We start from the raw sequence: 15,224 nt of genomic DNA, 5'->3' as shown, positions 1-15,224 counted from the left end.
ACATTCTATTATCGCAACTCACAAGCATCGTGATGATGAGGACGTGCTACCTTCAAAGAATGAGGAAACTCTATTCCCAACACATTCAGAAATCCCAGATATCTTCTTTGACAAGGTATTGGTAGATTTCAAGCTTTCAAGATCAGAAGTTATTGTTCTGATGTATATTTATAGAAGAGTGTGGTGTCGTCCTAATCTCTATAAGAAACACGGTATTTCTCAGCTCTTGTCGCTGACTGAAATGGTGAATCAACTTGATATGAAAATTGAGGAGATTCATCAGGCCATTAGAAAGCTGGAAAACTTTGGGTTTGTGACAACGATACGTGTAGGACAGTACTTTGTAAGAAGGTTCTTTACAAAGGAATTGGACGAGTTCTTTGCCCAAGATTACGATGACTTCGAAGTTTAGTTGATGTGGCAAAAATTGTGGTCATAAAATTTACTTTTCTTTTTCAATTGTTTTGTAAGATACTGAAAACTCTAGAGGCTTCTAATAAGTGGTTAAAATATAGCTAGAAGCTTAAAGGGTATGTAATTTGAAGAAATCGAAAAGAATACTATTAATTGGTGATGATCGTGGCTACTGGCAGGCCTTAGAGCAACGATTTAAGCAAAATTACCAACATGTTGATCTAGACTTTATTCATTCTCCTATTTTCAATGAAGACCTTGTTAATACGAAGATTGTCGAAGTTATGGAGCAAGCTCCTGATTTTATCTATATCGATCTCACAAAATCTACAAAAGTTATGTTTCAACTTGCCCTCTATCTAAAGAGGATTGATAGCTTGGCCGTTATCCCACTCATAGGACTTGTTGATAACGAAAAGCATGCCGAGGAAACTCTTCTTTATGATTTTGACTTCGTCTTTATTAAAGGCGGAGAGTTACATGATGTTATCTATCACCCCTATGTTCTAAGATATCCGAAAGAGGCCTTGAAAAAAGACTTTGCTTTGGCCAAGTTTAAAGACCAGTCAAAGCTAACAGAAGTTTTTAGAGTTGGTTACTTTGGTGAAAATAGTCTCCACATTGAAGGTGACTGCCACTTTGAAGCTGGTGACCAAATTAAGCTCAGAACAAATATACCAGAAGATTATAATAAATCAGATGTCTTTCTTGTTCGCAAACGTGGAACTAAAGATCTCTACTACAATTATAAGTATAATTATGACTTGGAACTTAACTTTATCGACGAGTTAATTCTTTCAAACACGGCACTTGATGATGCCATGATGATTGATGATAAAGAAACTCGTGAAAAGGAGATGAAGAAAGCTCGCCTTGAAATGGATCAAAAGAAGAATGATCATGAAGATAAGTTAAAGCGCTTGAAGAAGAAGTATAAAGACTGGGTTCTTTATAATAAGGACGCGAAAGTGGCCAAGAAAACTAAAATTCTTCTGGTTGATAGGGAAATTGATTTCCTCTCTCATGAACAAAGAAAGCTTGATAGTTTTCCTTATACAGTAAGAATCCAGACAGGGTTTGACGAGGACTTCTCTAATATTGTTAAGTATCTTCCTAATCTTATTGTCTTTCAAATCAATGATCCTAGTATTGATGAAGGTATAGAGCTCTCAGAGAGTGAACATAATGAAATGGTTGCTAAGAATGAATCACAAATGACGGAGTTATTTGGAAGGCTTGTTCAAAAAGTAAATAGTATTGAAGACTATACACCATTCATTATTATCTTCAATTGTAAGAATTATTCTTCTAAAGCTTTTCAAGATACATTCAAATATGCGCTTATTCTGACTAATCCTGGTCCAATCAATTTTGATATCATTCTTCAAATGGCCCAGATCTTTGAAAAGAAACAAGATGAGAAGTTTGAACAGCATATCAATAATAGAATTCTAGAATTAAGAAAAGAAGATCCTGTTAAGCATGGTCGTCTTACTATGAATGACTTCATTGAATCCCGCTACTATGTGAGTAAATCGAGCCCACTAAGTCGCGCTTATTATGATCATAATATTGAGATGAAGGCCATTAGTGAATCAGAGGTTTATTTTCTATGTGACACTGAATTAGAGTTGAGAAATTACTACCTAGAGAAGCCTTTCAAGATGATGGTTCGCTTAATTGCTCAAGATGAAAAGAAATTCATTAAAGAGGGAAAATCTCTTCAATACAAGGGCTTAATTCACTCAATAGGTGAAGTTGAGAAGAAAGAATTGAGACGTTACGTTAATGAGATTTACACATCTCATAAATCAGAAGAGAGGGCCAAGGAAGAGGCCGCATTCAAAGAACTCAATGAAAAGGTCAAGAGTGAGGCCGAAACAGCTCAGCAAGAGGACGAAAAGGTAGAAACTGATCAAAAACAGGGGGATGATGCTTAGTGTCTAGCTCTTTTCTACTTTTCAAAAAGTGGGGCTTTGTAGTAATTTCGACACATGGCCACAATAGAAAAAATTAACTCACTACACGAAGATCTACAGAACCATCCCGTTTATCAAGCGATAAAGACTAGAGAGCATGTTAAAGAATTTATGAAATGGCATGTCTTTGCCGTTTGGGATTTTATGTCACTCTTAAAGGGTCTACAAAGAGAAGTGACTTGTGTTGAGCTGCCTTGGAAACCTTCTCCTTATCCCAAAGATCTTGTACGCTTTGTAAACGAGATTGTCTTAGGTGAGGAAAGTGATATTGATGGTAAGGGTGGATATACAGATCATTTTACAATGTATCTCGAGGCCATGAAAGAAGTAGGGGCCGATATTTATCCTATTCAAAACTTCCTTGAGACAATGGATGATTCAAACCTACCAGCTCCTATTAAGAATTTTGTTTCATATAATATTGCACTCGCTCAAAGTGGTGACTGTCACAAGATCGCAGCTGCTTTCTTCCATGGTAGAGAAGCACTTATTCCAGATATTTTCGCACCATTAGTTAATGAAATTAAGAGTAAGCAAGTCGACTGTCCAAATATGCTCTTCTACTTAGAGCGCCACATTGAACTAGACGGTGATCATCATGGAGATCTTGCACAGAAGTGTTTTGATATTCTTTGTGATAACTCACAGCAAAGAATTAGTGAAGGACATGAGGCCGCAATCTACTCTCTCAAATTAAGAGATGAGATGTGGACTTATATACTCGGTCAATTAGAAGGCTAAATTCTCTTCTTTTCTTACATTTACTTTTATGAAATCTCATCTGCCTTTAGAATGAAATAGTATTAAATCATTAAGATTATAGTTCTATTTTCACGGAGGAAAATGATGAGAAAGATTCTTGGGCTCGTTCTATGCCTTTTGACATTAAATGTCGCGGCCAATGACCAATTCTTTGAAAGATATGAATTTGTAAGAGAAGACGGAAAACTTATTGCGGTTAGAGATAAGTCACTTTCACGTTCTTTCAAAATTTCAAACTATGTTAAATATATTAAAGAGCAAATCCTCACGGAGCAGGCCCTTATTCAACAAGAAGGGGTGAATTACGATGAGCAAATGAGAGATCTTCTCTATGATGATGCCAATTCAATCCGAAGAAGAAACCGTGCAGATAGAAATAAAGAAAATATTGTTCTTTCTATGAAAGAGCTAGGAAATATTGATTTTATTGAAGTATTCGAGCATCCAGCATTCAATGATGTCCTTGCTAAGTTTGAGTCGAAACTTAAAGAAGCTTTCTTCTATATCGATCCTCAATTAATTGCAAAACCAGATAATGCTTCATTCTTTTACAAAAGAGCGGTAACTCATCAGGTTGTTTCTTGGGCACTTAATTATGCAAGAAAGAAACTTAGTACAATTCCTCTTTTAAATACGGCTTCATATGCTATTGTTCAGATCGAGCATATGATGACAAAGAGAAGACTATATCACCAAAATAATCTTCTGACTTACTTAGAGCTAAATACTGCTGATGAACTTGGACTGACTAAGGAAGAAGCTGACTCAATTTTCTCATCAATTTATGAGTCAAGAATTCCGTGGTATGCATTTTGGGAATCAAGTAGAGCAAAACTTAACTGGGCCAGATATGGTTCAAGCCAATTCTATGCAGGGTTTAGAGTTGGTTCTAATAAGTTAAGAGGTTTTAAGCATCTGTATACTTCAATTGGCGAGAGATATAGTTATGCTTTCCAAGAAGTTGAATTTAATGGTGAGAGAGTTATTGTTAACCTCTTCGATAAGAATAATATGTTCGACTCTAAACCGGCCATTGCATATAACTTTGATAGACCTAAGAAGATTAGAAGATTAAGATCAGTTCTAACTCTAGCAAGACTTGGACTAAGCTTTGTCTCTCTTCCTGCTTTTATTAAAGATACTGCTAATGATTATATTAAATCATACTATGAGACTCAGCAGATTACTGAAGGGGCACTACTTACAAACTTCCTAATGAAAGGAAATACAGAAGCTGCAAGAAATTTAAGACTTCAGTATATTAATGCTTTTGATTTAGAATAAGTGAATAAGAAAAGAATAAAAATGAGGCCATGCATAGCATGGCCTTTTTTATTTAAGCGACAGATGTTTTAGAACTTTTTAAAGTAATAAGTAGAATGACCGTTTGGATTGTAAAGAATGTCCCTAAGAAAATAGCTCCACCTTCAGAAAATCCATAAGAGTGTAATCCACTGGCCAGGATGTAGTTAACACCAAACCATGCCATCATAACACTCATAAAGGCCGCTGCAATTAAATGTGCAAATCGATGACCTGGTATCCAGTTCGTATATTTTCCATGTAAGATGGCCATATAGATACAAAGAACAATAAGTGACCAAGTCTCTTTTGGGTCCCAACCCCAGAATCTTCCCCATGAATAGTCGGCCCAAACACCGCCGAGAATAATCCCTGCAGCTAGAAGGACGATCCCATACTTTAAACTCGTATAAATGAGATCATTATAATAGGCCTCATCATTCTTAGAGAGTTTTGAAAAGAACTTCTTAATAATAATTGTATTTGCCATGATCCAACTAAGAGCAAGAGCTCCATAAGAAAGGATAATTGTCGTTACGTGAGTACTTAACCAGAAATTATCTCTTAGAACAGGAACCAGTGGGCTGATTGACTCACTGACCATTGATCCTGCAAAGTTTAACATCATTAAACAACAAACATTATACCCAAGCCCCATATAAATAAAGGCCTTCTCTTTTTTGAAGTGTCCAATGGCCATGGCCAGGAATAATCCACCGTAACCAGAGAACATGACTGTTTCATACATATTAGTAACAGGGGCCCTCCCTGAGATATAAACTCTCATCACAAGATAGATCGTTTGAATGATAAGGGTAATAGCTGAGAAGCTTAGTGCAATTGTAAACTTCTTAAAGAGTACTAGTGCAGCAAGTGCCAGAAGAGTTGTTAGCATTGCCACTCTCATTAATTGCATCTTGTCGTATTGGTACTCAAGCATGAAGTCATCACCATTAGTCTTGATATATTCATCTCTCACATTTTTAAATAGTGTTTCAAATGGCTTTGAAGAAGAGGCCTTCATTGCCATCACTTTTTCTTCTGTGAGAAAAGATGCGAGTGGAACCCAAGTTGTCTCTGAACCATTAATTAGAGGTAGGGTCCAGTTATTACCTGCTGTTATATCTTGATAGAGATTTACTTTTGCCAGAAGTCTATTGAGGTCTTTCTTTGCCCCATTATCTTCTTTAATTCTCATCCAAGCACTTCGAATTGTTCTCTGCTCTTGCATAAGCTCTTCATAGCTCATCTCTTTCTTTCCATCAAAGAGCTTTCTTGTGTCTCTATGTTCTAGCTTACCTTTAAATTCCATCTTTGATGGCATTCCAAAGGCCTTGGCCGAAAGAAGACAGTAGGCCTCTACTGCTGAGAGATCACCAACTTTAGACTTCCCTGTGAGGTGCTTAATAGACTCCTTGGCGTGAACGCTTAAAGGCTTAATTCTTCCACCCTGACGAACTGGCATTTTTCCTAATTCATTTGTACAGAAATAAGTTTCAGTGGCCTGGACTGAAAACATAAATGTAAATACGGCAATAAACTGCATGAACTTTGACATTATTACTCCTTATGAGTCGAGACCCAGAATATCATTTTCCTTCTTACGTGATCTATTGTTTAAGGCGTAATGCCAAATTGATCCTAGAACGAGAAGAAGTGAGCCAAGGTACTTAATTGGCCTTCCTTGATCCACGTTTACTGAAAGAGTGGAGCTATATTGTCCCGTTTCAGGATCTTGAGAGTAAGAAGCTTGATAGAATGTGAATCCATCATATTTTAAAGGGTTATTCATATAAATATGGTGATTTGATGTTCCTGAATCTGTGAAAAGATCAACGAATGATTCATAACTGGCCGGTGAGTTGGTACCAGGATCTTTTTCCATCTTAAAACGTGACAGAGTGAATTCAAATGGCAGCATAAACGACTTCTTAGTCAGATAGATATTCACTTTCTTAGCATCGATAAGAAGACTCACTGGTCTTTCATTGGTAACCCAGTATTCATTATCTCTTATTTTTACTCTTGCTGCTTTAAAGTCACCTTTGATTAGTTGCCCATTCTTTTGAATTGGTAGCGTTGCCTTCGGTAGATATGTCGGTACTTTCTTATCATGGTGTTGAAGAAGAGTGAGTGTAAAGCCCATCCAAGGAAGTTCCATCTGCTTCTTGTTATCAAAAGCTTGTACAAGCCATTTCTTTTCATCTTTATCGTAGAAAGCCGCTCTTTCTCCAAAGAGGAAGAGGTGAGGTTTCTCTTCAAAAAGCTCCATCGAGAAGACTCTAATTGGAGAGTTCTGAATTGGTCTTAAATCCGGGTCCATGGCCCATGGTGAAAGATCTGGCAGGAATGAGTAAACAGTCTCACCATTTTTAATAGCAAAGAATCTCTTACCTGTTGAAGTTTTTTGGACTTTGATTCCAAGTTCTTCGGTTGTTGTACAGACAGATTCTACTGAATTCCAAAGGATAAGCTTGTCCTTATTTGGAAGAGTAAAGCATCTTGCCATCGCCTTTGGAAGGTAAGTGATATTAAGAAGTCCCATTGTCATCGAGGCCTTAAAGTCATAAGACTCTGGATGAAGAGAGAGAATAAAGTCTTCGGCCACATTATCGTTAGCAATATTATACTGTGAAGAGTGGGTATTTGGAGAATTGGTCTTAGCAAGTTCGTTTTCCCAACTCAAGACTTTTTCAGCAAAAGGCAGATACTTGATAACTTCAATATCTCCATACTTAACATCCAGGTCTTTAGTCAGCGCTGCATAGGGAAGGTTTAATGATGCTCTCTTATTATCATCTGGCATAACAACTTCGATAACATCATCATTAAGAACAATTTGTCTTGTCGGTGTCATCGGTGGAAGGTGGATTGTTCCATCGATACCTGCAATATATGTCACAAATGATCCTACTCCAATGACGATAAGACCTGTATGGATGACATAGAATCCATAGAGTCTCTTCTTCATTGGAAGCCTAACAAATGTTGCAAATAAAATACTGAGAAACATGAAGAATTGGATCCCCATGAAAAAAGGTGTCTTGTAGATGATCCTATTCGCAAAGTCTGTTCCATAGTAACTTTCAACGAATGTACCAATTGTCATCATTAGTGAAAAAATAAGAATGATGAAAACAGCAAACTTTAGACCACCAATAGTTCTTTCTATTTTGTTATACAAATTATTCATATGACCTCTTTAATCGTAGTAGAGGATTACCATAGTGGAGTTGTTTCGGCTAGAAAAACACGAACTTATGACAGAGAGTTGACAATTCTATGGGCGAGGTAAACGCAGCTAAAGAGAATAGGCTGATGAATGATATAAATGATGAAGGCATGCCTTCCTGGTACAATAAAGAGTCTTGTGAAACGATTATTGGGCATAGCAATACGATGAACATTCATAGACTTAGCAAAGATTCCTATAAGGCCGACAGCGATCCAAGGAAAGAGTGGGATATAGTCCATTGAAGCATGGTCCATGATCCAAAAGGGGATATCATGACCTATTGCTTCTAAAGATAAAATAATGAGGGCCAGAATCAAAGAGACTTTAGGAAAGTGTCTTAGTGGTGTGATAAAGATTGTGACAAAGAAGATGCAGTGCAGTGTCCCAAAGTAAACCCAACTTTTTGGAAACATAAAATAAGTTGAGATTGTAATGATGATAGCACCAATTCCAATTTTTGCTAAACGCTTGAGATAGGGAATGCGCTTTATTCCATCTCTATGGGCCAGGGCCAGTGACACTCCTACCGAAAAGAGAAAGAGAGTGACGATCAATCGTGGAAGATAGAACCAAAAGGGCTCTCTTTGAAAATCGATAGAGACAAATCGGTAAACATTGAGATCGTAGAAGAAGTGAAAGAAGACCATGAGATGGACTGCCAAACCTCTAATAAAATCAATGAACTCGAATCTTTTACTTTTTGTATCTACCATTGGTAATATTTTAGCAAAAAGTTATGAATTAACATACTAGAATCATTCTCTTATTAGGAATCTCAATATGAAGAAACTTAAAGTTGTTTCACTCTTTCTCATTCTTGTCGTGGCCAGTGTCGCGGCCTATTTAACAACGGTATTGATCATTTCAAAACCTGTCATGGAAGGAGAAATTGTTATTCCACTGCTTGAAGATAAGGTAGAGATCTTACGAGATAAAGAGGGGATACCCCATATCTATGCTAAGAAGAGAAAGGATATGTACTTTGCGCTTGGTTTTGTTCAGGCCAGTGATCGTCTCTTTCAATACGATATGATTAGAAGGGCCGGAGCAGGAGAAACCGCTGAGGTTATTGGTCCTAAGACCGTTGAAGTAGATAAGCTCTTTCGTGTTCTTGGTGGTCGTAGAACTTTTGAGAAGAGATTGGCCACTCTTCCACAAAATATTATCGACGACTTCAAAAGTTATACTGACGGGCTAAATTACTATCTTGAAAACTATCCTCTACCTATTGAGTATAAGATTCTTAGAACTCGTCCGGCCAAATTTAGCATCATGGATGCTTACTTTGTCTATACGTACTTGGCCTATAGTTTTTCTCCTATGTTTAAAGAGGACCAGCTCCATACTCGCATTGTGAAAACTGTTGAGAATCGTGATCTTTCGATGCTAACTTCTATGGGGAATACTATCGAAAAGAAAGAAGTCTCGCTATTTGATGGGATTTCTTTAGATAGGCTTGTAGGGGTTGATAAAATTCTTTCAAATCTCTCTCCAATTGAGGGCTCAAATGCCTGGGTCATATCAGGTCAAAGATCTGAAAGTGGGGCACCTATTCTTTCATCAGATCCCCATATTACCTTTTCTCTTCCTAATATTTGGTATGAGGCCCATATTTCTAATGAAGAAGATGACTATGAAATGTATGGTCACTTCCTTCCGCTTATTCCTTATCCTGCGATGGGACATAATTACGACTTTGGTTGGGGACTCACAATGTCCTATGCCGATGATATGGATCTCTATCAAGAAAAGATTGAAGGAGAGACATATGAGTTTCATGGAAAGAAGAAAGAGCTAAAAGTTCATCGAGAAGTTATTAAAGTCAGAGGAAAGAAAGATATTATTATTGATATTCCTATAACTGTTCGTGGTCCAGTGGCCGATGCAATCTTAGAAAAGAAGGGACTCTCTATTAATTGGGCCTTTTATTTAGATAATAATCGACCTTTAATGACTTTTCATAAGATTAACTATGCAAAGTCGATGCAACAAGTGAAAGAGGCCATTTCTCTATCGCAGTCTCCGGGAATGAATATTCTCTACGCTGATAGTAAGGGAAATATTGCGCACTTTATTTTTGGTGCCTACCTAAAAAGAAGCCATCCTGAATTAAGTAATGTCATCAACTCTGGTGATCACGAAATTCTTGGCATATATGACTACGATTTAAAACCTCATAGAATTAATCCAGAATCAGGAATGTTGATTTCAACAAATGATAAGCCAGAGGATGTTCAAGTTGATTTAAGAGGACTTTGGTATCCTAAGAATAGATATGACACTGTTGAGGCAATTTTAAAGAATAAGAAAAAGTGGACTCCTGTTACAATGCAAAAGGTGCAAACATCTAATCTTGATATCTATGCTTTAAAGTATAAGAAAATTATTTTTGAAAGTGTAAAGAAGTCGAGCGGCCAACTGAGTCCTCTGGAAGTTAAGGCCATGAACTCTCTTGGTATGTGGAATGGTAAGAGTGATAGCAATAATATAGCTGCGACTATTTACAATCACTTTAATTATAAATTCCTTCCCGAAGTTCTTGATGAGCTCGATAAGAAAGATGCCCTTCAATATTGCCACTCAACTGCATCATGGTACTTCCATCAAAGAGTATTTAATGATCTTAAAAATAAGTGGTGGGATGATATTCGCACAGAGAAAGTTGAAAGTGCAGATGAGACAATTTTAAAGATTTTTAAGTTAACAGTGGCCGATCTTTCAAAGACTTTAGGACCCGATATCTCTAAATGGAATTGGGGACGAATTCACACTCTTGAATACCCTCATCCTTTTGGCATGAGCAAACTACTTGGAAAGTTCTTTAATTTGGGTCCATATCCTGTTGATGGGGCCATTAATGTGATTAATCATAACCGTCGTAAAGGATGTGAAAATGGGCATGTTGTAAAGTCTGGTCCTAGTACAAGACGAATTGTTGATTTTGCTAATCCTGCCAAGTCATTTGGGATTTTACCACTTGGAAATTCTGGGCATCAACTGAGTCCTTTCTTTGATAATCAAAGGGAGAGGTTTTTAAAAGGTGAGTATAGAGAGCAGCTACTGAATATTCTCGATATAAAAAGAAATCTTCACTCACGCTTAGAACTACTTAGTAATTAAGGTAGATGAGCAGTGGCGAGCCGCTGACTTCGACATTAATAATTCCCGAGCCAATATTGCTGAGTCCATGAGAGCTGAGGGGGGTGAGTTGCTCGTCCTTTAATGGGTATTTGAGCTGACCATCCATCGAAATTTTATTAGAAGAAAGAGCAAAGACACTAAATGATCCCTTGATAATAAGGGTATGATTGCCGGGACTAAGAACCTGGATTCTATCTTCTAATTGAACTGTAAAATTCCTTCTTTCTTGGCAAAATCTACTGAGCTCTAAAATATTACTAAGCTCATGATCTCTTCTCTCTCCAAGAAAACCTAGCAAGTAAATCTTTTCACAATCTGCTGAAATTAATTCAAGACTTCCTTGGAGATCACTAAATGCTTTATTTGTTGGGTAGGTGATATCTAGGTGATATTGCGTTGTATTTGAATCCCCGTCACCAACGGCAATCTTTAACTTATTTTGAATCAAGGGATTGTCATAATGCTTAAGACCTCCATCGACTAAAATAGAGTGAAGGCTTTTAAGTAATCCCTGATCAAATTCACATGGGCCAAGGATTTGGATAACGGGGTTTTTAAGAGTTTTAAATTGCTCAACGATGTTCATGGACCTATTATATAGCAATTATCAGAATAAACACTAGAACATTAGCATGGATATAAAATGACTCAAGTTGAGATTTCCCAAAGAGCGCAAGAGGTTCTTTCTAAATATACAAATAAGACCTTAGATAAGCATGATCTTCATCTGGTTAGCGATAAGTTTCTAGGTGCAGATCTTTACTTCCATCTTGATGAAGAGTGTAATTTTCAAGAATTTGCAGTCAAGCTTGATGAGAGTCATAGTGATGCAAAGAAGCATTCTTTACTTTGTGCAGCACTAGAATTGGTCTCAAAGGTGGGGATTGCTCATCTTTTTAAAGTCTCGTTTCGTGAAACAGAGAGTTATTTACGTGATGAGAACCACCTTCCTGCATGGGAAGATATTACGGCATCTCGTAAATGGTTTAACGAGGCCATTGAAGAGCTCATCTCTGGATTGGTCAATGCGTTACTGATGAAGCAAGGAGCGCTCCTGCTAGATTGGGACGAGTTAAACTTGATGGAGAAGATTGAGGCGGTTGAAAAATGCCTAGAAAAAATCAGGCCTGTCTATAAGAAAATTCTTACAACACAATTAGAACTTGTAACTCTTGAAGAGGATGAGATAATTATTTCTGGTGGAGAGGACTTTCTTTCACATAAGTATTTTGAGGTCCTGATGACAAGAATTGTTGAGTATCTCCAATTTTCTTTGTGCAGCACGAAGATAAAATTGGTTGCTCAATAGGTGATAAACAGTTAATATCATACAATACATGTACATTATGTGAGGTTTATAAAATATGAAGGGCATTATTTCATCAGTACTAATTCTATTATCAGTTTCTACATTTGCTCAAGATGCAGGTAAGGGACAATCTTTATATGCAAAATGTATTTCTTGTCACGGTAAGCAAGGTGAGGGAAATAAGGCGATGAAGGCACCAAGAATTGCTGGACAGTTTGATTGGTATATTTACTCTTCACTTGTAGACTTTAAAAAGGGTGCGAGAAAGAACCCAACAATGTTACCATTTATCAAAAATTTATCAGATCAAGATTTTAAGGATCTGGCCGCTTACGTCTCTGGACTAAAGTAGTCACATTCACATCATAGCTAGGAAGGATAATATGCAAGGGAATGCCGTAGACCTTTCTTTTGTAGAGGTCACAAAAGACACAGATATCAAGAACGTTTATGAATTTAATATTGATGCGTTCTCTGACAGCCCAGATTTTAAGTGGACGGTAGATGATATCCGCCGAGAAGTAAAAGATGGATGGAAGCTTTATTCTGTTAATCTAGGTGAAGAAATTATTGCAGCAGCTTTTTGTAAGCTTGAGTCGAAAGAACTTCACTGTAAGAACACATCAATTAAAATGCAACATCAAGGTAGTGGATTCTCTCACAGAATTATGGACTACTTTGAACGCAAGGCCGATGAACTGAAGGCCAAGAAAATCATTCACTATTGTGCTATAGATAACTTTAGACAGTATTCTCTTAATGAGAGTCATGGTTATGTGAAAACTGATCGCAAGCTTGGTTTAAAAGGGCACACGACTGAGTGGATTAAAGATATTTAAAGTTTCTTTGATCCCGAATATTGAATCTTCAAATGGTCCTGAATCCAGGACCTTTTTTTTGCCGCTTTCATCAAGTCATCACACTCTAGAGTTGGGTTCCCTAGAGGGTAGTCACCTTTTCCTGAGAAGTATTGAATACAGGTTCTGACATAGAAATCAAGATATTCAGGGAAGTGCTTTCCAATATAAGAGACAATTGTATCTCTCTTTTTTTGGTCTGGATGAGAAAAAATCTCTCCAGGTAAGAGGTCAAATTGAGTCAGTGCTCTTAGAAGATTTTGTCTTCTTGAGTAGTCTTGTGAGAGAAGACTGAGTCTATTCCATGCAAGATTGAAGATTTCTCCAACAATAGGGCCTTGAAGAATATAAAGTGTTAGAAAAATATCCTCATCCTCAGCATTTAGAAGATGGTGAGATTTTAGTAGACGAAAGATTATGTGTTTCTTTGAGTTTTCAACTTTCGGACTTTTAAGTTTGGCAATAAGGTCCTCTTTCATACTCTCAATACAGAGTTTGTTGGCATAACGATTTACTACCACAGATGAATTTTCAATTGTTTCCTTTCTCAAGGGAGCATCCGTGAGATCTAATAAGTCTTTGATGACGTACTTCTTATTACAGTAGAACTGTGACACATTTGATTTTGTGAAGTGAGGTAGGATCGTCTGAACAAGGTCTTCATCCCTTGAGCGAATGAGCTCGTAGAATTTGAAGTCGTACTCAGGGTTTCGCTTACTTGTTCTCCAGTATTCCTTAAATTGTGTTAAGCACTCTGTGTTCAAGCACTTTAGAAAGAAGGCATGGGCGTACTGAGTTCTTTTAAGTTGATAGAAGTCATCATTTTTTAAAGTTGGGATATTGTTTAATGACTCGATAAAATCGAAGGAGTTCTTCGTGACAACCTTAGTTTTTAAGAGTTGGTCCACATAATCGCTGGCCATTTCAACAGTCATTTTCTCCCACTGCTTATTGCGCAGGGAGGGTCTGATATCTAAGGCATGAAGGAGATACTCTTTATAAGATTTTTGAGCATGTAAGACTTCTAAGTCCTTGAGGGTGTAATTTCCGTTAGCTTTAGTTATTAAGCTAATAGAGAGAAGGATGAATAGAAGACCAAATCTCAATCTTTGCATACTTGTCTAGTTTTTAAAGTTCTCAATGGCCGCAATAAGATCTTTTCTCTTAAATGGCTTTGCCACAATACATACGGAGCCTTGGTACTTTTCGGTTTCAATTCCTGAGCTATCGTCACCAGTTGCCAGAATAAACTTAAGTTCTGGTCTATTCTTATAACAGTTTTCAATAAGTTCCTGTCCATTGAGTCCAGGCATAATATTATCTGTTATAACGACCTCAATTTCCTGGTGTGACAGGATATATTCCATGGCCTCTGTCGGATTTGTAAAGACTTCGACTTCATAGCCCTTGGAAATAAGTGATTGTCCAGAGAGTTCTGCAATCTTTTCATCGTCGTCGACTAGTACAATGTTTGCTGCCATGAGTTAAGTCCGTTTAATTTGTTTTCAAGTAAGTGTTTATATGAGAAATATTATACCGTTATTTTTCAAAAAAAACAAAAAATGAAGATCTTTCGAAGAGGTACTTTAATGCACATTCCAGCACTCAGTGAATTATCACTCAATCAAGATTGGAAATTCTACTGCTATGATTATTTAAAAGAAACTTTAACTGAAAATGACTCTTTAAAAGAGTCTGTAAAGAGTGAGTTAGAGTTTTGGACAAAGTTTAAAACTGCGTTTCGTACTCAGGTGATTTTAGAAGGTGTCAATTATCTTCTTAGTATCCATCCTGAACAGAAAACTTTAAGGCTAGCATCAGTTAGACTTTTTAACGAAGTCTTTATTCTCGATCAAATTGAGGCCAGTCATGAAAATAAAGATGCCCTTGATCTTGATGAAAATTATCAGGCCTATAAGAAGCATGTTGAATATATCCATGAAATAAAGCCTGAAGATTATCCGGGAATCAGTCAGATTGTAACAGTAAAAGAAGATCTTTGTGATCTCGAAGAGCTTGAAACAGAGACACTAAAAAAGAAGAGTGATGAAATTACTAAGAAGCTTCTTATTCATCTCAATTCTTATAGACCTGTTCTCTTTGAGAAGTTCTCTGATTTTGCTCTTTCTCTCACTGCTAATTATGCACTCCTAAGAGTTCACTTGTTAAAATTCTTGGCCATTCTACCATCTCTTGATCATGATACAGAAGGTGCAGAGGTAAAG

At 37.0% G+C, this 15,224-nt stretch carries 15 protein-coding genes; 9 read left to right on the top strand and 6 right to left on the bottom strand.

The annotated features are described in order from the left end of the window. The 4 genes from M901_RS03820 to M901_RS03805 form a co-directional block, all read left to right on the top strand. A partial coding sequence (locus tag M901_RS03820; protein WP_021276867.1) for a hypothetical protein occupies positions 1 to 412 on the top strand: 412 nt, incomplete at its 5' end. 127 nt (positions 413 to 539) lie between these two features. Then, on the top strand, positions 540 to 2,354 hold the full coding sequence (locus M901_RS03815; protein ID WP_021276862.1) for a hypothetical protein: 1,815 nt from the start codon (positions 540 to 542) through the stop codon (positions 2,352 to 2,354). 54 nt (positions 2,355 to 2,408) lie between these two features. After that, positions 2,409 to 3,134: a DUF3050 domain-containing protein gene (locus M901_RS03810; protein WP_021276854.1), complete on the top strand. Its 726-nt coding sequence runs from the start codon at positions 2,409 to 2,411 to the stop codon at positions 3,132 to 3,134. Positions 3,135 to 3,239: 105 nt separating this feature from the next. Continuing rightward, positions 3,240 to 4,439, top strand: coding sequence for a hypothetical protein (locus M901_RS03805; RefSeq protein WP_157679807.1), 1,200 nt, complete (start codon positions 3,240 to 3,242; stop codon positions 4,437 to 4,439). A gap of 52 nt (positions 4,440 to 4,491) precedes the next feature. Here M901_RS03805 and M901_RS16210 read toward each other — a convergent pair whose 3' ends face one another. The 3 genes from M901_RS16210 to M901_RS03790 form a co-directional block, all read right to left on the bottom strand. Continuing rightward, positions 4,492 to 6,015 (bottom strand): cytochrome c biogenesis protein, encoded by a 1,524-nt coding sequence (locus M901_RS16210; RefSeq protein ID WP_021276863.1) that lies wholly within the window; start codon positions 6,013 to 6,015, stop codon positions 4,492 to 4,494. 9 nt (positions 6,016 to 6,024) lie between these two features. After that, complete coding sequence (locus M901_RS03795; RefSeq protein WP_021276860.1) at positions 6,025 to 7,650, bottom strand: cytochrome c biogenesis protein ResB; 1,626 nt, start codon at positions 7,648 to 7,650, stop codon at positions 6,025 to 6,027. Positions 7,651 to 7,715: 65 nt separating this feature from the next. Further along, positions 7,716 to 8,405 carry a heparan-alpha-glucosaminide N-acetyltransferase gene (locus M901_RS03790; protein ID WP_034720125.1) on the bottom strand — a complete coding sequence of 230 codons (690 nt, stop codon included), beginning with the start codon at positions 8,403 to 8,405 and terminating at the stop codon, positions 7,716 to 7,718. A 67-nt stretch (positions 8,406 to 8,472) separates the two neighbouring features. On the opposite strand from M901_RS03790, the gene M901_RS03785 reads away from it, so the two are divergent. Next, positions 8,473 to 10,812, top strand: a complete 2,340-nt coding sequence (locus tag M901_RS03785) for a penicillin acylase family protein (RefSeq protein ID WP_021276855.1) — start codon at positions 8,473 to 8,475, stop codon at positions 10,810 to 10,812. Here the strand turns inward: M901_RS03785 and M901_RS03780 are convergent. Further along, positions 10,802 to 11,419 carry a thiamine pyrophosphokinase gene (locus M901_RS03780; protein WP_021276861.1) on the bottom strand — a complete coding sequence of 206 codons (618 nt, stop codon included), beginning with the start codon at positions 11,417 to 11,419 and terminating at the stop codon, positions 10,802 to 10,804. The genes M901_RS03785 and M901_RS03780 overlap by 11 nt on opposite strands. Before the next feature lie 57 nt (positions 11,420 to 11,476). Between M901_RS03780 and M901_RS03775 the strand changes: the two genes are divergently transcribed. From M901_RS03775 to M901_RS03765, 3 genes are read left to right on the top strand one after another with little or no spacing between them, the layout of a single operon-like run. Then, positions 11,477 to 12,142, top strand: a complete 666-nt coding sequence (locus M901_RS03775) for a hypothetical protein (RefSeq protein ID WP_021276859.1) — start codon at positions 11,477 to 11,479, stop codon at positions 12,140 to 12,142. 55 nt (positions 12,143 to 12,197) lie between these two features. Next, positions 12,198 to 12,494, top strand: a complete 297-nt coding sequence (locus M901_RS03770) for a cytochrome c (RefSeq protein WP_021276857.1) — start codon at positions 12,198 to 12,200, stop codon at positions 12,492 to 12,494. Positions 12,495 to 12,525: 31 nt separating this feature from the next. After that, the gene (locus M901_RS03765) at positions 12,526 to 12,981 is read left to right on the top strand and encodes a GNAT family acetyltransferase (protein ID WP_021276866.1); all 456 of its coding nucleotides are present in this window, start codon (positions 12,526 to 12,528) and stop codon (positions 12,979 to 12,981) included. Here the strand turns inward: M901_RS03765 and M901_RS03760 are convergent. Together M901_RS03760 and M901_RS03755 are read right to left on the bottom strand one after the other, a co-directional pair. After that, a complete protein-coding gene (locus M901_RS03760) occupies positions 12,978 to 14,114 on the bottom strand; it encodes a hypothetical protein (RefSeq protein ID WP_021276864.1) in 1,137 nt (378 codons plus the stop codon). The genes M901_RS03765 and M901_RS03760 overlap by 4 nt on opposite strands. A 6-nt stretch (positions 14,115 to 14,120) precedes the next feature. Next, a complete protein-coding gene (locus M901_RS03755; RefSeq protein WP_021276858.1) occupies positions 14,121 to 14,480 on the bottom strand; it encodes a response regulator in 360 nt (119 codons plus the stop codon). Between the two features lie 108 nt (positions 14,481 to 14,588). Between M901_RS03755 and M901_RS03750 the strand changes: the two genes are divergently transcribed. Continuing rightward, a partial coding sequence (locus M901_RS03750; protein ID WP_021276865.1) for a hypothetical protein occupies positions 14,589 to 15,224 on the top strand: 636 nt, incomplete at its 3' end.

The sequence above is a fragment of the Bacteriovorax sp. DB6_IX genome (assembly GCF_000447775.1).
Lineage (GTDB): Bacteria > Bdellovibrionota > Bacteriovoracia > Bacteriovoracales > Bacteriovoracaceae > Halobacteriovorax_A.
The sequence above is the reverse complement of the archived record's forward strand: the minus strand, read 5'-3'. Positions and strand labels throughout refer to the sequence as shown.

Excerpts from the sequence above, each read along its gene's own strand:
- M901_RS16210 (WP_021276863.1), bottom strand. The coding sequence starts at position 6,015 with ATGTCAAAGTTCATGCAGTTTATTGCCGTATTTACATTTATGTTTTCA.
- M901_RS03755 (WP_021276858.1), bottom strand. The coding sequence starts at position 14,480 with ATGGCAGCAAACATTGTACTAGTCGACGACGATGAAAAGATTGCAGAA.
- M901_RS03790 (WP_034720125.1), bottom strand. The coding sequence starts at position 8,405 with ATGGTAGATACAAAAAGTAAAAGATTCGAGTTCATTGATTTTATTAGA.
- M901_RS03760 (WP_021276864.1), bottom strand. The coding sequence starts at position 14,114 with ATGCAAAGATTGAGATTTGGTCTTCTATTCATCCTTCTCTCTATTAGC.
- M901_RS03795 (WP_021276860.1), bottom strand. The coding sequence starts at position 7,650 with ATGAATAATTTGTATAACAAAATAGAAAGAACTATTGGTGGTCTAAAG.
- M901_RS03785 (WP_021276855.1), top strand. The coding sequence starts at position 8,473 with ATGAAGAAACTTAAAGTTGTTTCACTCTTTCTCATTCTTGTCGTGGCC.
- M901_RS03770 (WP_021276857.1), top strand. The coding sequence starts at position 12,198 with ATGAAGGGCATTATTTCATCAGTACTAATTCTATTATCAGTTTCTACA.
- M901_RS03775 (WP_021276859.1), top strand. The coding sequence starts at position 11,477 with ATGACTCAAGTTGAGATTTCCCAAAGAGCGCAAGAGGTTCTTTCTAAA.
- M901_RS03805 (WP_157679807.1), top strand. The coding sequence starts at position 3,240 with ATGAGAAAGATTCTTGGGCTCGTTCTATGCCTTTTGACATTAAATGTC.
- M901_RS03780 (WP_021276861.1), bottom strand. The coding sequence starts at position 11,419 with ATGAACATCGTTGAGCAATTTAAAACTCTTAAAAACCCCGTTATCCAA.
- M901_RS03765 (WP_021276866.1), top strand. The coding sequence starts at position 12,526 with ATGCAAGGGAATGCCGTAGACCTTTCTTTTGTAGAGGTCACAAAAGAC.
- M901_RS03810 (WP_021276854.1), top strand. The coding sequence starts at position 2,409 with ATGGCCACAATAGAAAAAATTAACTCACTACACGAAGATCTACAGAAC.